The sequence below is a fragment of the Aeromonas ichthyocola genome (assembly GCF_046087985.1).
Taxonomy (GTDB): domain Bacteria; phylum Pseudomonadota; class Gammaproteobacteria; order Enterobacterales; family Aeromonadaceae; genus Aeromonas; species Aeromonas rivipollensis.
On sequence record NZ_JBJSWH010000002.1, the window covers coordinates 738,190 to 760,512 of the forward strand.

The following is a 22,323-nucleotide window of genomic DNA, read 5'->3' on the forward strand; positions in this document are numbered from 1 at the left end:
TGCCATCACACTCATCACAGCTGGCCATGGAATATTCCCCCCTCCCTGTGAGGGGCCGAGAATAATCGCCTTCAGCCCGTGTTGATGACCTTGAAAATAAAAAGAGAGGCAGCCATGGCTGCCTCTCTTTTGTTATTGGCCCAAGGCCGCTCTATTATTTGCAGCCATCAGTCGAGGCGGAATTCACATAGCTGACCTCGCCGGCCGGCTGATAATCGGCCACCTGTATGGTCTTCTTCGCCGCGATATAATCCTTCAACACCCCGGCATCCACCAGACCGGCGTTGATGGTATTGATCTTCGGATAGCCGTCGCCACCGGCCGCGCTGAAGCTCGGGATGGAGAAGCTGTAGCTGGCCGCCGGATCGAATGCCTTGCCGCCCACGCTGGTGATGGTCACGCTCTTGGCCTGGCAGTCCACCGCCATGTTGATGCCACCAAACTGGGCATAGCCGCCGGTGTTGACTGTCTTGGTCGCCACCAGGCCCAGATAGGTTGCCAGCTCGCTGCCGCTCATGGTCGCCTTGTTGACCGTGTTGCCGAACGGATGCACTGTCAGCACGTCGCGATAGCTGATGTCGCCAGCCGCGATGGAGGCACGCACGCCGCCTGAGTTGACGATGCCAAAGTCGGTGCTCAGCTTCTCGGCGGTGGCCGTGGTGATGAGGCGACCCAGGTTGGTCTGCTTGTTGCGCACGTTGGCACGCTCGCCGTCCAGCACGCCGTCGGTGGAGCCTATCACCACGCCCAGCTCCTGCTGACCCTTCTCCTGATAGGTGAGCAGGGTGTTGTAGAGCTCTGGATCCTTGGTGATCTCTTCCTGAATGAAGGCACCGCCAGCGTCTTTCAGATTGACCGGGATGAGATCGTACTGGGTCAGGGTCAGCTTGCCATTCTGGTAGTCAAACTGGGCGCGGCCCACATACTTGCCCCACTCGTGGGCCTGCATGATCCAGGTGCCGTTCTGCTGATCCGGCAGGCAGTCGTCACCCGGCTTGAAGTCGGCGTACTTGTCCGCCGTGCCCGGCTCCATGCAGACCGGGTTCTGGGAGTGACCGCCTATGATGGCGTCCAGGGTGCCGGCCGGCAGCGCGCGCGCCATCTCCACATCCCCAGGGGCATTGCTGCCGTGCTGGCCATTCTCGTAGTGACCCATGTGGGTGATGGCCAGGACCAGGTTCGCCTCTTTGTTGTCGCGGATCTGCTTGCCGAGCTTGGCCGCTTCCGTGGTCGGATCGCGGAACTCCAGGGTCTGGACGTTGTTGGGATCCACCAGCTGGGCGGTGTCTTCTGTGGTCAGCCCCAGCACGGCGACCTTGAGGCCGTTCTCCAGCTTGAACACCTTGTAGGGGTCGAAGTAGCGCTTGCCGCTGGCCTTGTCGTAGATGTTGGCGGAGATCATGGGGAACTTGGCCCACTCACGCTGTTTCTCGAGGATGCTCAGGGGGTTGTCGAACTCGTGGTTGCCCACCGCCATGGCATCGTAGCGGATGCTGTTCATGGCCATGAAGTCCGGCTCGGCATCCTGCAGATCCGACTCCGGCACCCCTGTGTTCACGTCGCCACCGGAGAGCACCAGCACCTCGCTGCCCGCCGCCTTGGCCTCCCCACGCAGGCGTTCAACCAAGGTCTTCTGGGCGGCCATGCCATATTCACCCTTGTCGTTGTGCCAGAAACGACCGTGGGTATCATTGGTGTGCAAAATGGTCAGCTTGCAGACATTTTCGCTGCAGGGGGCGACACTTTCATTTTGTGAGGTATTACAGCCACTCAGCGCGGCTAGCACAGCCAGCGCGACAGTTCCTTTGACAAATTTATAATTCATTTCCATATCACCTTGTTATTTTGTTATTGGACGACCCAAGCCATTAGGTCGGGCGCTAATATAACAAACAACATGTGACGCTTTTTCATCGGTGACTCACAAATTCCGCCAAATGTGATCACCAACGCAACCTGTCTCCTCATATTTCCATCACTAGCCAATCTCCTGCCGCCTCATTTCCCCCGCAGGGATGGCAGCCTGCCGGAAACAGTTATGGCATACTTCCCGCCAATCGATGCCAAGGAGAGCCGTGAATGGCAAAGTACGACAAGATTTCCCCCGAGACCCAGCAGGAGGCGATGAAGGTAGCCCGCGCCAACCAGAAACCGGGGCAGACCAAGGAGCAGACCCAGCTGATCGCCCAGGGGATCCAGAAGGGCATAGACGAATACAAGAAACAGATGAAGGCGCGGGCCAGGGAGGCGAGCCGCCAGAAGAAGCAGCAAGCCAGGACGAAGCAGCCACAGCAGGGCGAGCATGAGGAAGAGGCCCAGGAGATAGAGCTTGTCGAGATCAGCCGCCAGCACCCGTTGCCATGGGTATTGCTGGTACTGAGCTGGCTGGCATTTGGCTGTGCCTGGATCTGGCTGCGCTGAACCCTTGCCTGGCAAACCTTTGCCCTGGGATCGGCCTCACAGCCCGGGGCCGGCGCGCTGGTCATCCCTAGCCCCGGCTGCTTACACTCTTCCCCCCGTTGTCTGGAGACCCCCATCATGAATCCGGCCCCCCTCTATCTGCTGGCCCCCCTTGTCCTCTTTATCGTGACCCTGGTGCTCTATCGCATCTCGCCCCTGCGAGCGGTCGCCGCCGGCAACGCCCGCTGGTTTATCCTGCCCGCCTTCACCCTCTTCATCCTGCTGATCATCATCAACGGGGCGGCAGATCCGACCCTGCGCAGTCCCGGCTTTCACTGGCTGATGCCGGGGCTTGGCTTCGCGCTCTGCCTGTTCCCGGCGCTGCCCAAGGCGCTGGTGCCGCGCCTGGCCATCAAGGAAGGAGCCTTCGCCGCCCTGGGCCTGATGCTGATGAGCCTGGCCATGGTCTATTGATTTCGATTGCACGGGCTTTTTCATGACCTGAGGGGCGTCCTGTGACGGGCGCCCCTTGTACAAACAATGGGCGATAGGCATCTTGGTGAGAGGGTAACCAGCCAGGAGGCCAGATGGACAATCCGCCCGATTTCATGGCGCAGTGGGATTATCAGGATCCCGCCGCCACTGCCCTGCGTTTTCACGCGCTTCTTCCTGCGGCGCGCGCCGCCGCCGACCTGCAACTCGAGCTTGAGCTGCTGACCCAGCTGGCCCGCACCCACTCCCTGCAGCGCCAGTTTGCACAGGCGCACCAACTGCTCGACGAGATAGAGCCCCGCCTCACCGACGCCACACCGCGAGCACGGCTGCGCACCTTGCTGGAACGGGGGCGGACGTTCAACTCGGCCGGCGACAAGGCCAGCGCCAGGACGCTGTTCGAGCAGGGGTGGCAACTCGGGCTCAAGCTGGGGGAGACAGGGCTCGCCATAGACGCGGCCCACATGGTGGCCATCGCCGCCCCGCTGGAAGAGCAGAGCCGCTGGCATCAACTGGCGATGACCCTGGCCGAGCGCAGTGCCGACGATAAGGTGCGCGGCTGGCTGCCCAGCCTCTACAACAATCAGGGCTGGACCCTGTTCGAGCTGGGACGCTTTGAGGAGGCCAGGGCCTGCCAGCAGAAGTGCCTGGCCTGGCACCAGCAACACAGCAATCAGGGCAAGGCCTTTATCGCCCGCTGGAGCCTGGCACGGCTGAGCCGGGCGCAGGGATTGCACGAACAGGCGATGGCCGAGCTGAGCCAGCTGAAGGCCGACATGGCCGAGGCCAGCGCGCCGGAAGATGGCTACCTGTTCGAGGAGCTGGGGGAGAACGGCCTGATGCTGGACGATCCGGCCGCCCCCGAATACTTCGCCCGCGCCTGGTTCCTGCTCTCGCGGGATGGCTGGCTGCAGGCCAACGAGGCGGAGCGGCTGGCCAGGCTCAAGCGCCTCGCCAAGCTCTGACGGCGCGCCACAAAAAGAGCGGGCGGCTCACGCCGCCCGTCACTCAGGCCAGACCCCCTTCCCGACTCTGTCTCTTGCGATAGATAAAGGAAGGGCTGAGCCCAGCCGTACTTAGGCCTCAAGCCAGGCTCGCCTCTTCCCAGCCCTGCTTCTTGCGGTAAATGAGGGAGTGAAGGGTAGATCTCCAACCTCGCGGCCTTAAGCCCTAAGCCAGGCTCGTCTCTTCCCAGCCCTGCTTCTTGCGATAAATGGTCGAGGGGCTGATCTCCAGCAGCGCCGCCGCCTTGGGGATGTTGCCGTCACAGCTGGCGATGGCCTGCTCTATGGCCTCCTTCTCCACCAGCCAGAGCGGGCGCACCGGCAGCGGGGCCGGCATGGGCTCGGCATGGATCTCATGGGTCGCCTCGGCAGGGACTGGGGCAGGCACCACGAGCGCACGACCGCCGTTGAGCGGCGGTGGCAGTATCGCCTTGCTCACCAGCTCGCGATCGTTGAGCACCACTATGTTGCGCACCACGTTCTGCAGCTCGCGCACGTTGCCGGGCCAGGGGTAATCGAGCAGCACCCGCACGACGTCTGCATCGAAATCCCGGAAGCGCTTGTGCTCCTCCTTGGCATATCGCAGCAGGAGGTCGCGGGCCAGCAGCAGTATGTCTTCGCCGCGCTCGCGCAGGGGTGGCAGGGGGAGCGGGATCACGTGCAGCCGGTAGTAAAGATCCTCGCGAAAGCGCCCCGCCTTCACCTCCGCCAGGGGATCCCGGTTGGTGGCGCAGACGAAACGCACATCCACCGTCTCCACCTTGCCGCTGCCGACCCGCTGCAGAGTGCCGGTCTGGATGAAGCGCAGCAGCTTGCTTTGCAGATCGAGATCCATCTCGCAGATCTCGTCGAGGAAGAGGGTGCCGCCGTCCGCCAGGCTGGCCGCCCCCTTGCGATCCCCCTGGGCACCGGTAAAGGATCCCTTCACATGGCCGAAGATCTCGCTCTCCATCAGATCGTGGGGAATGGCGGCACAGTTGAGCGCGATGAAGGGCTGATCCCGGCGCGGGCTGCACTGATGGATCGCCTCGGCACAGACCTCCTTGCCGGTACCGCTCTCCCCCGTGATGAAGACGGTCGCCTTGCTCGGCGCCGCGCTCTCTATGATGCGATAGACCGCCTGCATCGCCATGGAGGCGCCGATGAAGCCCGCAAAGGAGCTGCGCTCGAAGTTCTCCCTGTACTGGGCCACCAGCGAGCTGAGCTGCTGATGCTTGAAGGCGTTGCGGGCGGTGGCGCACAGCCGCTTGCCGTCGAACGGCTTGGTCAGGAAGTCGAAGGCACCACAGCGCATCGCCTCCACCGCCACGTCCACCGAGCCGTGGGCGGTGATCACCACCACCGAGCAGGGCAGTTGCTGCTCGGTGATCTGCTGCAATATGGCCATGCCGGACATGTCGGGCAGTTCGAGGTCGAGCAGCACCACGGGGGGCGGGCTGGCCAGCAACTGCGCCAGTGCCTGCTGGCCGCAATCGGCCAGCAGCACCTCATAGCCATCCTGAACCAGGTACTGCTCATAGACGACGGCCAGACTGCGGGTATCTTCCACCAGCAGGACACGGGGTTTGCTTTCAGCCACGAGATCCATCCTTGCGATTGATTTTGTTGTCTATTCTGGGGGCTAGCCGCCACACACTCAAGACGGGTCCCTGCTTTCTCCGGCCTATCCTGGCGCGACACAAGTAAAAACGGCTCCCTGGGGAGCCGTTTTTATCGCATTGACTGCTTATTTCTTCGCATCGGCGCCATCGGCAGCCGGCTTTTCGATAGCCAGCAGCTCGACGTCAAATACCAGCACGGCGTTGGCCGGGATGGAGCCTGCACCGTGCTCGCCATAGGCCAGCTTGGACGGCAGGAAGAACTTGAACTTGGAACCGACCGGCATCAGCTGCACGCCTTCGGTCCAGCCCGGGATCACCTGGTTGAGCGGGAAGGTAGCCGGCTCGCCGCGATCGACGGAGCTGTCGAACTTGGTGCCATCGGTCAGGGTACCGGTGTAGTGTACCTTGACGATGTCGGTAGCCTTGGGCTTGGCGCCGTCACCCAGCTTCTCGACCTGATACTGCAGGCCGGATTCGGTGCTCTTCACGCCCTCTTTCTTGGCGTTGGCGGCCAGGTACTCTTCACCCTTCTTCAGGTTGTCCACCGCATCCTTGTCAGCCTTGGCCTTGGTCAACTCGTTGATCTTGGCGTCGTATTCCTGCAGGACCTTCTGGATCTCCTCGTCAGTCATGCTGGCTTCCTTGCCCAGACCGTCGGTCACCCCTTTGAGGATGACGCTGTTGTCCAGCTTGATGCCGAGCTCCTGCTGACGTTCCAGGGTATTGGCGATATAACGACCCATGGAGAGGCCGATCGCATAGCCGGATTGCTCTTCAAAGCTCTTGGCTGCTGCCTTGGGGGCCTCTGCCGGCTTGCTGGCTTCTGCCTTGACCTCTGCGGTATTGGCAGCAGGCTTCTCATCTTTTTGGCAAGCAGTCAGACTCACGGCAACGGCCGCAGCCAACAGGGACACCTTCAGAAAATTGTTCATCAGTTTCTCCAAAACTCTAAATACCGCTCTCGGTTCCTTCGTGAAATGAGAGGTTTATCGTGATAAGCGCCTTATACTAACGCCGTGATCGCAGGTAACGAAAGCATGAGACAGGAAAAATGATCAAAAGTGCCATTTATCTCATCGGTATCTGCCTGATGCTGACAGGGTGCGAACAGAGCTCACTTCCCGGCCAGCAGATCCGCCTCGCCAACCAGGGCTTGCTGAGTGCGGATCTCGCCAGCTCCGGCAAGCAGGCCATAGTCTCCAGCCTGGCCCAGGGCACAGTGGTCTGGGATCTGGAACAGGGCAAGGAACGCTGGCGCTGGCGCCAGAGCGAGGACCAGGAAGAGTTCGTCACCCTCACCCGCTTCTCCCCGGGCGACAGCCACGCCATCACGGCCACCCAGCACACCTTTGCCATCTGGCGCCTGCAAGATGGGCGCTCCCAAGGCTACTATTCACTTCCTGAATCCAGCCTGAGGGATGCGGCACTCTCGGCCGATGGTCGTCTGGTGCTGATCGGCCGTGAAGATGGCAAGGCGGAGCTGGTGGATACCCGCACCGGGCGCAGGCTGCAGTTCCTCGGCCATACCGAGCAGGTCAATACGGTGGATCTCTCCGCCAATGGTCGCTACGCCCTCACCGGCGGCAACGACTACAGCGCCTATCTGTGGGATACCCGCAGCGGCCAGGTGGTGTGGCGTTTCAATCATGGTGGCCGGGTGGTGATGGCGAGGCTGGATCCGGAGGGGCGCTTCGCCTTCACCGCCGACAGCCGTCAGGCCAGCATCTGGGATCTCAAGACCGGCAAGGAGGTGAGCCGGCTGCAGTTCGATCACCGCTTCGAGGTCTACACCAGCGCCCGGTTCGTCAAGGATGGCGACTGGCTCGTCACCGGCGCCCCCTCCCGCCAGCTCTCCCTGTGGCGGGTGAGCGATGGCAGCCTGCTGCAAAGCTGGCGCGTCTCTCCCCATCCCAAGGTGAAACCACCGAGCGCTGTGGTCTATGGCGTGGCTTTGCGCGACAATGGCCACCTCGTCAGCGCCAGCTCCAGTGGCCTGGCCGAAATCTGGAATATCAAGTAAGGACCAAAAGGCCCATGAGTCAGCAAGTTAACGATCGTCTCGAGACCCTGGAAAGCCGTCTCGCCTATGCCGAATACACGGTGGAGCAACTCAACGAAGAGGTGACCACCCAGGGCCGTGAACTCGACCGGCTCAAGCATCAGATCCAGCTGCTGGTGGACAAGCTGCAGAGCGTGCAGCCGAGCCAGATCGCCAGCATGGCCGAAGAGACGCCGCCACCGCACTACTGAGTGCGCCGCCATAAAAAAACCCGCACGCAGCGGGTTTTTTCATCTTGCCAGTCGGCAGATCAGTGCTGATGACCTTTGCCACCGCAACCACCGCCGCCACAGCAACCGCCGTGACCTTGCTCTTCGCCGTGGTCATGACCGTGATCGTGGCCGTGACCGCCGCAGCAACCGCCGTGGTCATGGTCGTGGTCGTGATCGTGACCGTGGTCATGGCCATGATCGTGACCGCAGCCACCGGCACCGTGCACGTGGCCGTGAGCCAGCTCTTCGGCAGTGGCGGCACGCACGTCCTTGATCTCGACCTTGAAGCCCAGGGTCACACCGGCCAGCGGATGGTTGCCATCCACCTTGATGAACTCTTCGGAGACTTCGATGACGGTCACCGGACGGTGGCCATCGTCGGTCTCGGCCACAAAAGTATCCCCTTCAGACACTTCCATGCCATCGAACAGCTCGCCGGGCACTTCTTGCACCAGGTTCTCGTCATACTCGCCATAGGCCTGGCTCGGCGTCAGGGTGACGTCGAACGCCTCGCCCACGCTGCGGCCTTCCAGCTCGGCTTCGAGGCCGGAGACCAGATAACGGGTACCGTGCAGATACACCAGAGGCTCTTTACCGACAGTGGTGTCGATGACTTCACCGTGTTCGTCGGTGACCGTGTATTCCAGCGTAACCACGCTCAGGGGAGCTACTTTCATGTCAGGGATCCTGCGGATAGAAAAAAACGGGCCCAGAATACCTTAAAAAGGTGGCCAAGCATATGATCTGCCCCGCTCCGCCATGCTGAAAAAGTCAGCAGTCCAGAACGAGCCTGGTCCCACCCCGGGTATTATCAAGAGGCCCCGCGCTCGGGGCTAAGCACGCTGATTGACCGTTCGGCCTCGCGGATGACCTTGTCAACCTCGGCCATCCGGCTCTCTCTTACTCGGGGCGGAACACCCCTATGACCTGTTCGGCCTCCCGGGTCGCCTTGTCCACCTCGGCCTGGGTCTGCACCTGGGTATCCCCGCAGTCGACACAGGTCACCTTCTCGACTCCATGCTCCATATACAGCATCATGGTGTCCATCTTGCCGCACGCCGGGCAAACCGCACCGGCAATGAAGCGTTTTTTACGTCTGGTTTCCATTTTTGTTACCTCCAGGCAGCATCATATCAGGGTTTTTACATGCATTACGCCATCGAATATCAGCATTTTTCCACTCCTTGCCTGCAGGTCGGCCCCCGCAAACGCTCCCCTCTGGGTCAGCTGCTGCGCGTCACCCGGGGTGCGGCACTGCTGAAACTCGGCTCCCATGAGCTGTTGCTGACGGCGGGCAGCCACTTCTGGCTGTGCGCCGATGCCCTCGCCGCCTTCACTCCCCTGGCGGGTTGTCAGCATGATCGGCTGACCTGCTCGGTGCGGGTGGCGCAACCGGCCCAGGCAGGCTGGTTGCAAACCCACCCCGCTGATGGACGCCCTGCTGGACAGCCTGGCCGCCTGGTCCAGGCCCCGTGACTGGCAGGAGGCCTATGGCCACCGTCTGCGGGTCATCGGGGACGAACTGCAGGCGTGCGCCATCCTGGCGCAGGCGGATCAGCCGCTGCAATGCGCCTGGCGCGCCCTGGCCGGTCAGTCTGAAGGCAGCGCTGCGGCCTGGCAGACTTGCCTCTCCCAGCGCGGCATCGAGGATCCCGCCCTGGCGGCCGATGCGCTCGGTGCCCAGTGGCAGCTGCTGCAGGGGGTGCGCCTGCTCAGAAGTGGCAGCAAGCCTGCCCAGGTGGTGGCAAAGCTCGGTTACCGGGATGAACAGGATTTGGCGCTGGCGTGCCAGCACTGGCTCGGGCTGACGCTGGAGGCGGTGGCCTCCGCCCAGTGAACCGGACGAGAAAATAAATGGTGGTGACAGGGTCCAGTTTTGCGGCTCGCGGTCGCTAATAACAAAGGAGTCATCCTTGTCACCATCCTCTATGCTGAACACCAGATTGACCGTCACCGATTAGATCAACAGGACATCCGCCATGACGAGCAAGGCCAACCAATCCCAGGGCATGTTGCTGTTTCACCTCTCTGCCAGGCAATCCTTCGCCATCGGCACCCTCAAGGTGAAGGAGATAGTCCCCTACACCCAGCTCACCGCCCTGCCCCATTCGCACCCGACCGTGCTCGGGGCGGCCAGCATGCGGGGCACCACCATCCCCGTGATCGACATGGCGATGGCGGTGGGCTATCGCCCGATCAGCCGGGAGGAGATGCCCAACTGCTTCATCATCATCACGGACTGCCGCCGCACCCTGGTGGGCTTTCTGGTGCGGGGCATCGACAAGATCACCGAGTGCAACTGGCGTGACATAGAGCCGCCGCCCCCTTCCCTCGGTCAGAACGTCTTCGTCACCGGGGTGACCAAGGTGGGCGAGCAGCTGATCCAGCTGCTGGATGTGGAGTTGATCCTGTCCCGGGTCTATCCGGACGATCCCAGCCACCTCTACCCAGTGCTGACCGATGTGCAGCGCGAACGGCTCAAGCCGATGCGGATCCTGCTGGTGGACGACTCCTCCGTCGCCCGCCGCCAGCTGATGGCGGCCCTCGATTACATCAACATTCCCTACGAGGTCTGCACCAACGGGCGCGACGCCCTCAGCCTGATGCAGGCCAGGGTCGCCCAGGGCAGCCGGATAGACATACTGGTGAGCGACATAGAGATGCCGGGGCTGGACGGTTACGAGCTGGCCTTCGAGGTGCAGAGCGACCCCAGGCTGGCGGAGGCTTACATCATCCTGCACACCTCTCTCTCCAGCGAGATCAGCGTGGAGCGGGCCCATCAGGTCGGCGCCCACGAGGCACTGACCAAGTTTGAAGCCAACGAGCTGATCCAGGCCATGCTGCGCGGCGCCGAACACCACGATCGCCTGCCCGCCTGATACCGCGGCGGGCCATGGGCTCGCCGCCCCTTTCCTCTTCTGCTGCCCCGAGTCGTTGCATGCTGACAGAAAGCCACTTCCACGCCCCCTGGTGGGCCCGCAATGCCCACCTGCAGACCATATTGCCGAAGTGGCTGCGCCGCTCGCCGGCCCGCTTCATCCCGGAACGGTTCGAACTCGCGGATGGGGACTTCGTCGACCTCGCCTGGAGCGGGGCCATCAGCCAGGATGAGCGGCCGCTGCTGGTGCTGTTTCACGGTCTGGAGGGCAGCATTCACTCCCACTATGCCAAGGGACTGTTTGCCCATCTGCAGCGGCAGGGGAACGACGCCGTGCTGATGCATTTTCGGGGATGCAGCGGCGAGCCGAACCGCCTGCTGCGGGCCTATCACTCCGGCGCCATCGAGGATGCAGAGGCGCTGATCGCCGAGCTGGGTCGCCGTTTTCCCGGCAAGCCGCTGGTCGCCATCGGCTACTCCCTGGGGGGCAACATGCTGGTCAATCTGCTGGCGCGGGCCTGTCCGGATGAACTGACCGCCGCCGTGGTGATCTCGGCGCCGCTGCAGCTGGCAAGCTGCGCCGACAGAGTCAATCAGGGGTTCTCACGGGTGTATCAGAGTTACTTGCTGCGCACCATGAGGGCCAATCTGCTGCGCAAGATCCGCCAACAAGCCGCCGCTCGCTGGCAACCGGAGCAGGTGAGCCGCATCGCTACCCTGCGCGACTTCGACGAGCAGGTCACGGCCCCGCTCCATGGTTTCGACAGCGCCGATCACTACTATCAGACCTGCTCCGGCCTTGATCTCCTGGCTCGCATCACCATCCCGACCCTGATCATCCACGCCGCCGACGATCCCTTCATGACAGGGGCCGTGATCCCCAGACCTGAGCAGCTCTCTCCCATGGTGCGCTACGAGCTGAGCCGGCGCGGTGGCCACGTGGGCTTCCTGCACGGTACCCCCTGGCGACCCCGCTTCTGGCTGGAGGAGCGCATCAGCCAGTGGCTGCGGGAACAGACTCAGGATGCCCGACGGTAGCAGTTGCGTCCTGCGCCCTTGGCTTCATAGAGGGCGCCATCCACCCGCTCGAGCAGCATGACCAGGCTCTCCCCCTGACGCCACTGGGCTATCCCCTGGCTCAGGGTGAGATGGGGATCCACCTCTGAGGCTGCGTGAGGCAGCGCCCGGGCGGCCAGGGTAGTGCGGATCCGCTGTGCGACCCGCTCGCCGGCGGCCAGGTCCGTCTCCTGCAGCAACACCACGAACTCCTCCCCGCCGTAACGGGCCACCAGATCGCCGGGTTCCCGCACGCTCTCCTCCAGGCACTCTGCCACCAGGATCAGGCACTCATCCCCCGCCTGATGGCCGTAGTGGTCGTTGTATCGCTTGAAGAAATCCACATCCAGCAGGATCACAGTGAAGGGGGTCTCCAGCGTCGTGCCCTGTGCGATGGCGTTTTTGCAGACCTGATCGAAGTGTCGGCGGTTGGCGAGCCCGGTCAAAGGATCCCTGTGGGCCATGGCATTCATCTTGCGCGCCAGCATCAGGTTGTCATATTCGCGCGACACCGCCAGCTCGAACCAGCCGTTGAGCATCCGCCGCCCCGTCTCCAGGATGATCAACAAGCCACCGGCCGCCAGCCAGTGCACAGTGACGGACGGCACCATCACCCAGTGCTCCTCGAACAGCAGGAAGATCAGGGGCGGAGCACTCAGGCTATAGAAGACGCGCCACTCGTAATAGAAGGCGATCAGGGCCGTCAGCAGCAACAGGCTGACCATGTTGAATGCCAGGCTGAACCCCCCTCTGAGCTCTATGCTGGCAATGGCATAGGCCGTCATCGCCCAGGCCAGTCCCCACAACATGGCGCAGCCCCAGAGCCAGGGCTGCCATCTCTGTGTTCCCTGGCGAGAGAACCAGCGCCAGCCCAGGGGCGGCAGCACGCTCGCCAGCAGCACCAGGGCAATCTGATACTCATAGCGCCAGGGCAGCCCATCGATCGCCACCAGCCGGGCATCCTGATAGAGATAGAAGCGCGCCAGCAGATAGAGGATCGCCAGCTGATTGATGACCCAGAACCAGCGCAGCCCCGCGCTCAGGGCACGCCGACGCGTATCATTAAGGTGCTGGTCGAACTGACTGGTCGGGCGGCGCTGTTCAGCTGATGCCATGGGAACCCTCGCTCAGGTCCAGATAAACTCCTTGCGCTTGCCGGTCAGACACCGACAATATCCGTATCGCTATGACTGAAGATGAAATCATGATTATCCCTTGGCAAGAACTGGATCCGATACCCTCAACAACCTGCTCGAGCATTTCGTCCTGCAAGAAGGCACCGAATACGGCGAACAGGATGTGCCGACAAGGTTGAAGAGGTCAGAACAGTGGCACGCCGTGATCGTCTACAGCGAACTGCACGCAATTACAACAAGGCAAGGCAGTCATCGTCTATAGCAAGCTGAACAACGTCCGGCCAGGGCCCCGCCAAGCACGGCGGTGCGGCGTTCAGTTCAGGGGGGAAGAGGGGCGGCTCGCCCGATGAGGCTGGCGTTTCAAATCGGCTTATTTTTTGCCTCCGTCGCCGACTTTCGCGGCGCCGATGGAGACCAGCCGCCGAGGGGCATGGGGGCTCATGATGGCGCCCACGCAGCAAGGCTGCACTTGACCGCACTTTGAACCTGCCTTTATAACGGAACTCCCAAGGAAGAGAGAATTCTATGTCGGCCAAGCATCCCATCATTGCGGTTACCGGTTCGTCCGGTGCCGGCACCTCCACCTCCACCAACGCCTTCCGCTCCATGTTCCACCAGCTCGGATACAAGGCGGCCGTGGTCGAGGGGGACAGTTTTCACCGCTATACCCGGCCCGAGATGGACGTGGCGATCCGCAAGGCGCGCGAGCAAGGGCGCCACATCAGCTACTTCGGCCCCGAGGCCAACGACTTCGGCCTGCTGGAATCCTTTTTCCAGGAGTACGGTCAGAGCGGCAGCGGCCAGTACAGACGCTACCTGCACAGCTTTGACGAGGCAGTCCCCTTCAACCAGATGCCTGGCACCTTCACCCCCTGGCAGGCGTTGCCGGGAGAGACGGATCTGCTGTTCTACGAAGGGCTGCATGGCGGCGTGGTGACCGGCGAACACAATGTGGCCCGTCACGTGGACTTTCTCATCGGCGTGGTGCCCATCGTCAACCTGGAGTGGATCCAGAAGCTCATTCGCGACACCTCGGAGCGCGGGCATTCGCGCGAGGCGGTGACCGACTCCATAGTCCGCTCCATGGATGACTACATCAACTTCATCACCCCGCAGTTCTCCCGCACCCACATCAACTTCCAGCGGGTGCCGACGGTGGACACCTCCAACCCCTTCAGCGCCAAGGTGATACCCAGCCTGGACGAGAGTATGCTGGTGATCCGGTTTCGGGGCATCAAGCAGGTGGACTTCCCCTACCTGCTGTCGATGATAGACGGGGCCTTCATGTCCAGAATGAACACCATAGTGGTGCCGGGGGGCAAGATGGGTTTCGCGATGGAGCTGATCCTGCGTCCCCTGATCCAGCAACTGTTAGAAACCGGCAAGATCACCTGAGCCAAGGAGCTTATGATGCGCGGTGCACTTCTCTCATTCACACTGGCAGCCCTGCTGGGCGGTTGCAGCACAGGCCCCGCCGCCCCCACGGTCGAGACGGGCACCATGGTGGTCCGCCCGGCAGACAACTGGGCCTACGGGGCGACGCCACGCTATGCGCTGGCGGAGCAGTTCCAGTACGCAGGCAACAGCGCCGCGCCCTGGCTGGAGCCGGTGCAGCAGGCCGTCACCCTGGCGCTCGATGGCAAGGGCTGGCGCAGCGTGCCCCTCGATGAGGCCGACGTCTGGGTCGCCATCGGGGTGGCGGGTAGCCAGGACATGAGCGATGGGGAGATATTCTCCCGCATCGGCATGACCCCTGGCCTGAATGCCGCCGCCGATGCCCGCAAGGGCACCCTGGCCATACTGCTGATCGACAGGCGCACCCAGCAAAGCGTCTGGAGCAGCGCCATCCAGCTCGCCAGCGACGTGCCCGTCGCCGAGGACGAGCGCAGCCAGCTTAGCCAGCAGCTCGCCGCTCAACTCCTGGACTCCCTGCCCGCTCAATGAGCGCCCCATAACACAACGGCCTGCTTCAAGCAGGCCGTTGTGGATACACGCCGTTGCACGGCATGACGATTACTTCAGTTCGCAGGTCAGCAGAGTCACGCCGTTCTTGACCAGAGTGGCCTGTTTTTCCTGATGGGAGAAGGTGGTCACCCCATCGGAATAGCTGGCGGTCTCTTTGGGTGACTCGATGCGACCCAGCTTGTGATAGACCCCGGCATAAGGGAACTGCACCATGTCGGCCTGGGCATCATAGGTGATGGCCAACAACTCTTCCCCGCACTGATACTGGCTGTATTGATACTGGGTGGGCTGCGGCATGCTGCAGGCAGCCAGCCCGAACAGGGGAAGCAACATCATTATCTTTTTCATCGCACTTTCCTTATGTCATGGCGTTATCGACGGGACAAACTACAACTATCAAGCTTCAACGATTTGATAACTATGGGTAATTTCTACCGCTTTTTCCAACATCAGGGAAACGGAACAATACTTCTCCATCGACAAGTCGACCGCGCGGGCAACCTGTTTCTCGGCCAGCCCCTTGCCGGTCACGACGAACTTGAGGTGGATCTTCTCGAACACCCGGGGCACTGAGTCAGCACGGGCCCCTTCCAGCTCCACATGACAGGCGGTCACGCTCTGGCGTGCCTTCTCCAGAATGGAGACCACGTCGATGGAGCTGCAGCCACCGACAGCCAGCAGGATCATCTCCATCGGGCTGGCACCTTCGCCCGGGTTGGCGCCGTCCAGCGTCACCTGATGACCGGACTCGCTCTCGCCCACAAACTTCATGCCTTCCACCCAGCTGACCTTGGCTTTCATCTCACATTTCCTCTCAATGACGACGGTTCTGACGCCCATAGCATACCTCAAGCAGGGGTCGAGTGGCACATGCCCCGTCACGTTGCGCCACTCCCGGTTTCATGACCGCCGAGTCCCGGCGCCGCGACTTGTTCCGAAACCGCGGCAGACCCTGAAGGAAATAGATCGAAATCAACATATCTCCCCCCCTTCTTGCCTAGAATGGCCCGGACGGCGCAGCAGATCGATGCACACAGATGGACACCAAAGTCCCAAAGCCTTGTCAGCACAGACAAAGGCTCTTATTCTACTGCGACCAAAGACTAAGGAATGGCAAGCTTGGCAACTTGCCTGGACGCACAGTCCATAAAAATGACACTACAGAGGAAGTCTCATGATCATTGGCAAACCGCAAAGCGATCCCACCCTCGAGTGGTTCTTGTCGCATTGCCACATTCATAAGTATCCCGCCAAGAGCACCCTTATTCACGCCGGTGAAAAAGCGGAAACCCTCTACTACATCGTCAAGGGTACAGTCGCCGTCCTGATCAAGGATGACGAGGGCAAGGAGATGATCCTCTCCTACCTGAATCAGGGGGATTTCCTGGGCGAGATGGGGATGTTCGAAGAGAACGAGAATCCGGAGCGTTCCGCCTGGGTACGTGCCAAAGGCGCCTGTGAAGTCGCCGAGATCTCCTACAAGAAGTTCCGCCAGCTGATCCAGGTCAACCCGGACATCCTGTTGCGCCTCTCCGGCCAGATGGCCAAGCGCCTGCAGCACACCAGCCAGAAGGTCGGCAACCTCGCCTTCCTGGACGTGACCGGCCGGATTGCCCAGACCCTGCTGAACCTGGCCAAGCAGCCGGACGCCATGACCCATCCGGATGGCATGCAGATCAAGATCACCCGCCAGGAGATAGGCCAGATCGTCGGCTGCTCTCGCGAAACCGTCGGCCGCATCCTCAAGATGCTGGAAGAGCAGGAGCTCATCTCGGCCCACGGCAAGACCATAGTGGTGTTTGGCACCCGCTGACCGGGTTCCCCGACGGCTCAGCACAGGGCCGTTGGATAAAAAAGGCTGCCACGGCAGCCTTTTCTGATCTCCTCCCCTATAATCCCGCACGCCCCTGCCGTCATGGCCTCAACCAAGCGAGTGTGTATGCATCTTCAATGTCCCCTGTGCCGCAGCCCCCTGCATCTTCATGAAGCCTCCCGCGGGGTCTATTGCGACAACAAGCACCATTTCGATCCGGCCCCGGAAGGTTATCTGGATCTCATCCCGGGCAAGAAGGATCCCAAGGACAGCGACAGCCGTGCCCTGCTGCGCGCCAAGCGCCGCTTCCTGGAGCAGGGACACCAGCTGCCCCTGGTGGAGGCCATGGCGACCCTGCTGGCTCCGCTCGGCGAGCGCGAGCTGATCCATCTCGGCTGTGGTGAGGGGTACTACTGCCGCGCTCTGGCAGAGCGCCTGCCGGGCTGGCAATTTGGCGGCCTCGATCTGGCCAAGAATGCCATCTTCGCCGCCAACAAGGCGCAACCCGACGGCCATTTCGTCATCGCCGATCCGGCCAAGGCGCCGCTGCTGGCGGGCTCCGCCCAGGTGCTGCTGGTCAACGACCTCAAGATCAAGACAGAGCTGCTGGTCAGCCTGCTGACCCCGGGCGGCTACCTGCTTCACCTGCAACCCGGCCCGCGCCACCAGTGGCAATTGAGGGTCAGCCTCAACCCGGTGAGCATGGAGCACCCCCTCAGCTGGCCAGCCCTGGCCGGGCTAGTCCCCGATGAGCGGCAACGCTGCCAGTTCTCCATGAGATGGACCAGGGCCTGCGCAGCTTCATGTGCTGGAGACCAGCCGCCTCGGCTGGCGCGCCAGCGGTGAGCAGCGCCACGCCTTCAGCCATCAGGGACCGGACGAGCTGGAGCAGGATCTGCTGCTGAGCCTGTGGCAAAAGCCGCTCTGAGCGCATTCACCCCATGAAAAAAGGCCCAGGGTTCCCGGCGGCGCAGACGGGCCTTTTTTTGCGCCCCGCATTCCCGGCAGCAGCAGGGGGCACCTGGATGTTGCGCGTCCAGTTGCCGTCCCACATGGCTACCTTGACCAGATCATACTCCGCCAGCAGGGCCGCCAGCTTCACCTCGCTCAGATCCTTGATAGGTGCGCTGATCTGCTCCAGCTGCTCGACCCTGTGCTGATAGGGCACCATGGTGGCGGTGGCAGCATCCCACTTGCGAAATCCGGTCGGGGAAGCGGCATCGAACACCGCCTTGCTCTCGAGGAAGCGCTGGATGATGGCGGCCGAATTCGGGGTGTAGAGGGTAAAGCGGTTGAAGCCGGAGAAGGGCGATCCACCCGCCATGGCATCGAAACCGAACGAGTGCCCCTCGAAAGGCGGCTGGCACTGACCGTCGAGGCAGGCGCTCTGGCCGCTGCGGGTGACGCCGAAGTTGGGAATGAAGCGATTGCGATCCCCATCCCAGCCCCAGCTCGAATTGACTGCCTCGGCGCTGCGGTGCACCGAGCCCTGGAAGCCGCCGACATAGTGGCCTAGGCCATAGTTGTGGCCCACCTCATGGCTGAATTCGTTGCCCAGAGAGGCGTCGAGCGTGACTATGCCGCCTCCGCCCGAACCACCGTGCACCTGCACGCCGTTGGCGTACTTGCCACGGCTGTTATGGGCCGCCAGCTGGGCCACCACATACGGATGGCTGCTCTCCCCCTCGCCGGCGGTGCTGTTGATGCCGTAGTTCGCATTGTCTATCCCGTGGGAGATCAGCTCCTTGCCGATGCGCTGGCGCATGGTGCCCTCGTGCCAACCGCCCTGGCCGGGATCGAAGTCGGTGAGCAGGGTGCCATTTGGCAGCATCACCTCCGGCAGCGACAGGGGAGCATACTGGCTGACAATCAGCCGGCTGGTCGGCACCGTCTGGAAGTACTCGCGATGGGCTTCGGGATCCCTGGCGAAGGCAAACTGATCTCGGGGAGTAGTCAGCATGCCAAGGTCTATGGTGTGGATGAGCAGCTCGCTCGGGGCACCGACCTGCAAGTCCGTCAGCTCACCGCTGAGCCCGCCCTGGCTGAGTTGCAGGCTGATACCTGGCCGGATCCAGTCCGCTGGCAGCACGACGCTCCAGGTGTCGGTCGCATAGCGGATGCCGTTGTTCTCGAGCTCCCCGTCACGGATCCACTGACCGCCCGCGAACTTGAATTGCAGCGTCTGACCGCGGGAGAGGGTCACCTGGCGGCCGCTGTAGCGCACCGTCGAGGTGTAACCGGCATTGGAACTTGCACGCACCATCTTTCCTTCCAGGGCGGCCCCCTCTGGCAGATAGATATCCCTGACCCATCGGCCATCTGCGGTCTTCACCTCCACCAGGGCATGCTGCCCCAGGCGATCCTGCAGCAAGGTCGCAGTGGCATCACCCAGCCGGGCCAGCTCGGCACTGCTGCTGATGACATTGGTGGTCCCCACCGCCGGGGTGAAGTCGACCCCCTCTTCCGGCGAACCATCGAGGTAATAGGCCGTCTTCGGCAACTGCTCGGGCGGGTTGAGGTTGAGCGTCCCTAGGGTCTGTCCGGCGCCATCTCGCGCCGTCACCGTCATAGGCACACCGGTCTCGGCTTGCAAGGGCCTGACCAGCAGCAGGCTCTTGCGCAAGGCGGTCAGCCTGGGCTGGCTGTCCCCTTCGGCGGCATGGGCCGGCAGGATCTGGCTCTGGGCGAATTGAACCTGCGCCGCCAAGGATCCTTGCAGATCGTTGGTCGGTGGCTGGGTATTGAAGGGCAAGGTGGTGGGAGCCTGAACGGCAGCCAACAGAGGGCCGCTCGCCAGGGCGGCCATGATGAGGCTGGCTAACTGTGTTTTTTTCATTGTTATGGTTCTCATTGTGATGGGCATGTCCACATGCCCTGTTGCAGGAAGCGTGACAGCATGGACGCCGGCTGCCGGGTCCTGCACCCGGCGAATTCGGTTCAGCTTGCCCTGCGGCGCCATGACCGCAGACTGACACCGGCGTGGATAAAGGAGTGGGGCCCAGGTCCCACTCCCGCAGACAATCAGTGACAGGTGGCAACCCCCTGATCGGCCCAGACGTCGGCCGTACCGGGCTCGTTGCCCTTGGTCCAGTAGCGGGCCTGCCACTTGCGACCCTTGTGGTTGGCAAGCTCACCGGCGCTATAGGCCACAGCGGCATGCCAGCCAAGCTGCACCTGGCTCACCAGCTTCCACTGATCGGCGCTCTGGCTTGGCTCGTTGCCCCGGGTCCAGTACTTGGCCTGCCACACCAGTTGCTTGTGGCTCACCTTGTCATTGGTGTTATAGACGGTGCCGGCGCTCCAGGCTGGCCAGTAGGCCGCATCCGGATCGCTTGTCTCGCAGCCGCCACCCGAGCTGAGCGGCCTGACGGTCAGACGGGTGCCGGCGCTGGCGTCCAGCGCCCCGTCGGTCACCATCAGGGTCAGGTCATAGAGGGTGTCGCTGGCGACGTTCGGGCCTGTCACCACCAGGGTCTTGCTGTTCTGGCCGCTGGCACTGAGACCGGCCGGTACAGTCCATTGGTAGCTGAGTGCATCCCCATCGGGATCTGTGGCGCTGGTGGTGACGCTCACCTGCTTGCCCGCCTGTACCGAGGCGGGAGCCAGTGCCGCCAGCACGGGTGGCTGGTTGGGCGGTGGTGCCTGGTGGGTCACCACCATGCTGTCCACACCTGCCTGCCCCTGCTCATCGGTGACGGTCAGCTCGAACGCCAGCTGGGTATCTTGAGAGACTGTGCCCAGACTCAGCCTGGCTCGTGCCTGCTCCGCATCCCTCAGGGAGGCCTGCGGACCGCCGACCTGGCGCCATTGATAACGCAGGGCACCGTTCTCCGGATCCCGGGAAGCGGAACCGTCGAGCACCAGCTCGGCCGGGCCCGTGGTACGCATATCGCCACCGGCGTTGGCCAGGGGTGGCTGATTGGTGGCTGGTGGCGGCAGCTCTGGCTCGGCATTCACCTCGCTCACACCGGCATCTCCGGCCGCGATTCTGGCCTCGATGGTGTGGTGCATGGTGCGCCACTGGTCAGCGAAGAAGACCCCCTCGGCTCGACCCGCCGTCATAATGTTGCTGGCCCGGTAAGGCTCCTCATCCCCTGTGTGCCACAGCCCCAGATTGTGACCCAGCTCATGGGTCAAGGTCAGCGACTGCCCATGGACGGTGAGGTTGCCGGGACAGGCGTATCGATAACCGACGCGCGGCGCACCGTCGGTGGCCCCCATACCGATGGAGGAAGCACTCCCCATGTAACTGCACGCCTTGGCGTCATTCTTGTAGCCGCGCAGCACATAGAGGTTGGAGAAGACCTGATCCGCATTCGGGATCCAGCCCTCATTCAACGGAGCCTCCATCTCCAAGCGATCGGGTTCGTTAGCCTGACCATTACCATTCTTGTCCCATTCGTGCACCAGCACGCCGTGATCCACCCAGTTGACCCGAATGTTGTAGGGGGCCAGGCGGCGGCTCATGTCCGCCATTATGATGGCACCGTCGTCCCACAGGTGGCTCTTGCGCTCACCAGGGAAGGCGATGTAGCTATAGGAGAGGCTGATCGCCTTGGGGGAGGTGATAAACAGCCGCACCTGCTCCACCAGCCGACCGTCTGCCAGGATCTCGAGCCAGGTCTCTCCTTCTGTCAGCCCCTGCAGTTGCAGCCGATCCTGGATCTCGCCCTGCACCAGTTGCAGGCTCGCCAGCGCGGGGTTGGCGATGCGATAGCTCAGCGCGACCTGCTGGTTCGGCACCTTGCCGATCAGCAGCGCCTCCGGCACGCCCTGGCTGCTGAGCAGCTTCTGCTTCATGGCTGAGTCTAAGCCCGGGTCGAAAGCCAGCTTGTTGGCTGGATCGGGCAACACCTGGGCAAAGGGGTTCGCCTCATGCACCTGCCGCCCCTCAGCCGCCAGCCAAAGCTCCCCCTCCTCGTTGGCACGAAAGCCCTGTTCGCTCGGACCGGAAACATAGGTCAGACGGAACTCATAGTCTTGATCCGCCCGCACCTTGATGGGGGCGGTCGGGGTCAACACCTTGCCCGAGCCGAGCAAAACGCTGCCCTCGTAGGCGGGTTCGCCGCTCTCCTTGTCGGTGAGGCGCAGGCTGAACTGGCGGTTGTTACCGCCCCAGAGCCCCTCCTGCACCCTGAACAGGGTGATCTCCAGTTCATCCCCGCTCAGGGGGTGCTCGGTTGAGGTGATACGGATCGTTCGGCTCAGGCTCTGACCGGGACGCTGTTTCAGCAGGCCATTGCCGACAGGGGCCTCCTGCCAGAGGGTGCTCAGCGGTTGAATCAGACTCGGCACGGCCACGGCGGGATCATAGACGGTGACGGGCAACGAGAAGGTCGTGGTGCGAAAACCCCACCCCATATAGCCCACCCCTTTGGGTAAACCATTATCGCTAACCTCGAACTTCGCCAGATAGCTGCCGACCTGCTGGGTGTTCACGCTGCCTACCTGTTTGATACGGCCGCTGAGATCCCCGTCGTTCTCGTCCCAGGCCGTCATCTGGGGGGCGAAGGTCGCTCCGAGCGGCAGTTGCAGGGCGAAGTTGTTGACCCAGGCCTGCTGGTTGTAGAGGCGTGGCGGCGTCTGATCCTTGCGCCACTCCCCGGTGACGGTGTTGTACTCTGCCATGGCACCGGTACCCACGGCCAGCAGGGCGAGCATGCTCCCCTGCACCGCCAGATATCCCTTGTTCTTCTTCATCTGCATC

General features: G+C 62.5%; 19 protein-coding genes and 4 pseudogenes. 13 read left to right on the forward strand and 10 right to left on the reverse strand.

The window, feature by feature from the left end; translation table 11 throughout:
- Nucleotides 1-154: 154 nt before the first annotated feature.
- Nucleotides 155-1,825, reverse strand: coding sequence for a bifunctional UDP-sugar hydrolase/5'-nucleotidase UshA (ushA, locus tag ACF2JD_RS08120; RefSeq protein ID WP_408864243.1), 1,671 nt, complete (start codon nt 1,823-1,825; stop codon nt 155-157).
- 254 nt (nt 1,826-2,079) lie between these two features.
- Here ushA and ACF2JD_RS08125 point away from each other — a divergent pair, with 254 nt between their 5' ends.
- The 3 genes from ACF2JD_RS08125 (at nt 2,080) to ACF2JD_RS08135 (ending at nt 3,857) form a co-directional block, all read left to right on the forward strand.
- Nucleotides 2,080-2,421: a DUF2956 domain-containing protein gene (locus ACF2JD_RS08125; RefSeq protein WP_139745955.1), complete on the forward strand. Its 342-nt coding sequence runs from the start codon at nt 2,080-2,082 to the stop codon at nt 2,419-2,421.
- Between the two features lie 117 nt (nt 2,422-2,538).
- Nucleotides 2,539-2,874, forward strand: coding sequence for a hypothetical protein (locus ACF2JD_RS08130; protein WP_163148731.1), 336 nt, complete (start codon nt 2,539-2,541; stop codon nt 2,872-2,874).
- 113 nt (nt 2,875-2,987) lie between these two features.
- Nucleotides 2,988-3,857, forward strand: a complete 870-nt coding sequence (locus tag ACF2JD_RS08135) for a tetratricopeptide repeat protein (protein WP_440987163.1) — start codon at nt 2,988-2,990, stop codon at nt 3,855-3,857.
- A gap of 205 nt (nt 3,858-4,062) precedes the next feature.
- On the opposite strand, the gene ACF2JD_RS08140 is transcribed toward ACF2JD_RS08135, so the two are convergent.
- Complete coding sequence (locus tag ACF2JD_RS08140; RefSeq protein ID WP_440987164.1) at nt 4,063-5,475, reverse strand: sigma 54-interacting transcriptional regulator; 1,413 nt, start codon at nt 5,473-5,475, stop codon at nt 4,063-4,065.
- 147 nt (nt 5,476-5,622) lie between these two features.
- Nucleotides 5,623-6,429 carry an FKBP-type peptidyl-prolyl cis-trans isomerase gene (gene fkpA, locus ACF2JD_RS08145; protein ID WP_111909827.1) on the reverse strand — a complete coding sequence of 269 codons (807 nt, stop codon included), beginning with the start codon at nt 6,427-6,429 and terminating at the stop codon, nt 5,623-5,625.
- Between the two features lie 119 nt (nt 6,430-6,548).
- On the opposite strand from fkpA, the gene ACF2JD_RS08150 reads away from it, so the two are divergent.
- Together ACF2JD_RS08150 and ACF2JD_RS08155 are read left to right on the forward strand one after the other, a co-directional pair.
- Nucleotides 6,549-7,517: a WD40 repeat domain-containing protein gene (locus tag ACF2JD_RS08150; protein ID WP_440987165.1), complete on the forward strand. Its 969-nt coding sequence runs from the start codon at nt 6,549-6,551 to the stop codon at nt 7,515-7,517.
- Nucleotides 7,518-7,531: 14 nt separating this feature from the next.
- Nucleotides 7,532-7,747: a SlyX family protein gene (locus ACF2JD_RS08155; RefSeq protein ID WP_005330500.1), complete on the forward strand. Its 216-nt coding sequence runs from the start codon at nt 7,532-7,534 to the stop codon at nt 7,745-7,747.
- A 59-nt stretch (nt 7,748-7,806) separates the two neighbouring features.
- Here the strand turns inward: ACF2JD_RS08155 and ACF2JD_RS08160 are convergent, their stop codons facing one another.
- Together ACF2JD_RS08160 and ACF2JD_RS08165 are read right to left on the reverse strand one after the other, a co-directional pair.
- Nucleotides 7,807-8,445, reverse strand: a complete 639-nt coding sequence (locus tag ACF2JD_RS08160) for an FKBP-type peptidyl-prolyl cis-trans isomerase (protein ID WP_440987166.1) — start codon at nt 8,443-8,445, stop codon at nt 7,807-7,809.
- A gap of 223 nt (nt 8,446-8,668) precedes the next feature.
- Nucleotides 8,669-8,875 (reverse strand): YheV family putative zinc ribbon protein, encoded by a 207-nt coding sequence (locus ACF2JD_RS08165; RefSeq protein ID WP_033130616.1) that lies wholly within the window; start codon nt 8,873-8,875, stop codon nt 8,669-8,671.
- 39 nt (nt 8,876-8,914) lie between these two features.
- On the opposite strand from ACF2JD_RS08165, the pseudogene ACF2JD_RS08170 reads away from it, so the two are divergent.
- The 3 genes and pseudogenes from ACF2JD_RS08170 to ACF2JD_RS08180 all read left to right on the forward strand — a co-directional run bounded on the left by ACF2JD_RS08170 (nt 8,915) and on the right by ACF2JD_RS08180 (nt 11,684).
- A pseudogene (locus ACF2JD_RS08170) lies at nt 8,915-9,605 on the forward strand (hypothetical protein).
- Between the two features lie 142 nt (nt 9,606-9,747).
- Nucleotides 9,748-10,647: a chemotaxis protein CheV gene (locus ACF2JD_RS08175; protein ID WP_025328075.1), complete on the forward strand. Its 900-nt coding sequence runs from the start codon at nt 9,748-9,750 to the stop codon at nt 10,645-10,647.
- 59 nt (nt 10,648-10,706) lie between these two features.
- Nucleotides 10,707-11,684, forward strand: coding sequence for a hydrolase (locus ACF2JD_RS08180; protein WP_106885960.1), 978 nt, complete (start codon nt 10,707-10,709; stop codon nt 11,682-11,684).
- Here the strand turns inward: ACF2JD_RS08180 and ACF2JD_RS08185 are convergent.
- Complete coding sequence (locus tag ACF2JD_RS08185) at nt 11,666-12,817, reverse strand: GGDEF domain-containing protein (RefSeq protein WP_111909822.1); 1,152 nt, start codon at nt 12,815-12,817, stop codon at nt 11,666-11,668. The genes ACF2JD_RS08180 and ACF2JD_RS08185 overlap by 19 nt on opposite strands.
- Nucleotides 12,818-12,906: 89 nt before the next feature.
- Between ACF2JD_RS08185 and ACF2JD_RS08190 the strand changes: the two are divergent.
- From ACF2JD_RS08190 to ACF2JD_RS08200, 3 genes and pseudogenes are all read left to right on the forward strand, one after another.
- Nucleotides 12,907-13,100, forward strand: a pseudogene (locus tag ACF2JD_RS08190) (YheU family protein).
- A gap of 263 nt (nt 13,101-13,363) precedes the next feature.
- Nucleotides 13,364-14,233, forward strand: a complete 870-nt coding sequence (locus tag ACF2JD_RS08195) for a phosphoribulokinase (protein ID WP_005330514.1) — start codon at nt 13,364-13,366, stop codon at nt 14,231-14,233.
- A gap of 15 nt (nt 14,234-14,248) precedes the next feature.
- Nucleotides 14,249-14,782 (forward strand): DUF4136 domain-containing protein, encoded by a 534-nt coding sequence (locus tag ACF2JD_RS08200; RefSeq protein ID WP_440987167.1) that lies wholly within the window; start codon nt 14,249-14,251, stop codon nt 14,780-14,782.
- 69 nt (nt 14,783-14,851) lie between these two features.
- On the opposite strand, the gene ACF2JD_RS08205 is transcribed toward ACF2JD_RS08200, so the two are convergent.
- Together ACF2JD_RS08205 and ACF2JD_RS08210 are read right to left on the reverse strand one after the other, a co-directional pair.
- On the reverse strand, nt 14,852-15,151 hold the full coding sequence (locus tag ACF2JD_RS08205; RefSeq protein WP_025328080.1) for a hypothetical protein: 300 nt from the start codon (nt 15,149-15,151) through the stop codon (nt 14,852-14,854).
- 48 nt (nt 15,152-15,199) lie between these two features.
- Nucleotides 15,200-15,604, reverse strand: a complete 405-nt coding sequence (locus ACF2JD_RS08210; RefSeq protein ID WP_106885955.1) for an OsmC family protein — start codon at nt 15,602-15,604, stop codon at nt 15,200-15,202.
- Between the two features lie 373 nt (nt 15,605-15,977).
- Here ACF2JD_RS08210 and crp point away from each other — a divergent pair, with 373 nt between their 5' ends.
- Both crp and ACF2JD_RS08220 read left to right on the forward strand, forming a co-directional pair.
- Entirely contained in the window at nt 15,978-16,616 is a 639-nt protein-coding gene (gene crp, locus ACF2JD_RS08215) for a cAMP-activated global transcriptional regulator CRP (protein ID WP_025328082.1), read from the forward strand.
- A gap of 126 nt (nt 16,617-16,742) precedes the next feature.
- A pseudogene (locus tag ACF2JD_RS08220) lies at nt 16,743-17,544 on the forward strand (putative RNA methyltransferase).
- Between the two features lie 60 nt (nt 17,545-17,604).
- Here the strand turns inward: ACF2JD_RS08220 and ACF2JD_RS08225 are convergent.
- A pseudogene (locus ACF2JD_RS08225) lies at nt 17,605-19,452 on the reverse strand (M66 family metalloprotease); the annotation flags it as partial.
- Nucleotides 19,453-19,637: 185 nt separating this feature from the next.
- Complete coding sequence (locus ACF2JD_RS08230) at nt 19,638-22,316, reverse strand: PKD domain-containing protein (protein WP_440987168.1); 2,679 nt, start codon at nt 22,314-22,316, stop codon at nt 19,638-19,640.
- Between the last annotated feature and the right edge of the window lie 7 nt (nt 22,317-22,323).

Excerpts from the sequence above, each read along its gene's own strand:
- ushA (WP_408864243.1), bottom strand. The coding sequence starts at position 1,825 with ATGAATTATAAATTTGTCAAAGGAACTGTCGCGCTGGCTGTGCTAGCC.
- ACF2JD_RS08125 (WP_139745955.1), top strand. The coding sequence starts at position 2,080 with ATGGCAAAGTACGACAAGATTTCCCCCGAGACCCAGCAGGAGGCGATG.
- ACF2JD_RS08130 (WP_163148731.1), top strand. The coding sequence starts at position 2,539 with ATGAATCCGGCCCCCCTCTATCTGCTGGCCCCCCTTGTCCTCTTTATC.
- ACF2JD_RS08135 (WP_440987163.1), top strand. The coding sequence starts at position 2,988 with ATGGACAATCCGCCCGATTTCATGGCGCAGTGGGATTATCAGGATCCC.
- fkpA (WP_111909827.1), bottom strand. The coding sequence starts at position 6,429 with ATGAACAATTTTCTGAAGGTGTCCCTGTTGGCTGCGGCCGTTGCCGTG.
- ACF2JD_RS08150 (WP_440987165.1), top strand. The coding sequence starts at position 6,549 with ATGATCAAAAGTGCCATTTATCTCATCGGTATCTGCCTGATGCTGACA.
- ACF2JD_RS08155 (WP_005330500.1), top strand. The coding sequence starts at position 7,532 with ATGAGTCAGCAAGTTAACGATCGTCTCGAGACCCTGGAAAGCCGTCTC.
- ACF2JD_RS08160 (WP_440987166.1), bottom strand. The coding sequence starts at position 8,445 with ATGAAAGTAGCTCCCCTGAGCGTGGTTACGCTGGAATACACGGTCACC.
- ACF2JD_RS08165 (WP_033130616.1), bottom strand. The coding sequence starts at position 8,875 with ATGGAAACCAGACGTAAAAAACGCTTCATTGCCGGTGCGGTTTGCCCG.
- ACF2JD_RS08175 (WP_025328075.1), top strand. The coding sequence starts at position 9,748 with ATGACGAGCAAGGCCAACCAATCCCAGGGCATGTTGCTGTTTCACCTC.
- ACF2JD_RS08180 (WP_106885960.1), top strand. The coding sequence starts at position 10,707 with ATGCTGACAGAAAGCCACTTCCACGCCCCCTGGTGGGCCCGCAATGCC.
- ACF2JD_RS08185 (WP_111909822.1), bottom strand. The coding sequence starts at position 12,817 with ATGGCATCAGCTGAACAGCGCCGCCCGACCAGTCAGTTCGACCAGCAC.
- ACF2JD_RS08195 (WP_005330514.1), top strand. The coding sequence starts at position 13,364 with ATGTCGGCCAAGCATCCCATCATTGCGGTTACCGGTTCGTCCGGTGCC.
- ACF2JD_RS08200 (WP_440987167.1), top strand. The coding sequence starts at position 14,249 with ATGCGCGGTGCACTTCTCTCATTCACACTGGCAGCCCTGCTGGGCGGT.
- ACF2JD_RS08205 (WP_025328080.1), bottom strand. The coding sequence starts at position 15,151 with ATGAAAAAGATAATGATGTTGCTTCCCCTGTTCGGGCTGGCTGCCTGC.
- ACF2JD_RS08210 (WP_106885955.1), bottom strand. The coding sequence starts at position 15,604 with ATGAAAGCCAAGGTCAGCTGGGTGGAAGGCATGAAGTTTGTGGGCGAG.
- crp (WP_025328082.1), top strand. The coding sequence starts at position 15,978 with ATGATCATTGGCAAACCGCAAAGCGATCCCACCCTCGAGTGGTTCTTG.
- ACF2JD_RS08230 (WP_440987168.1), bottom strand. The coding sequence starts at position 22,316 with ATGAAGAAGAACAAGGGATATCTGGCGGTGCAGGGGAGCATGCTCGCC.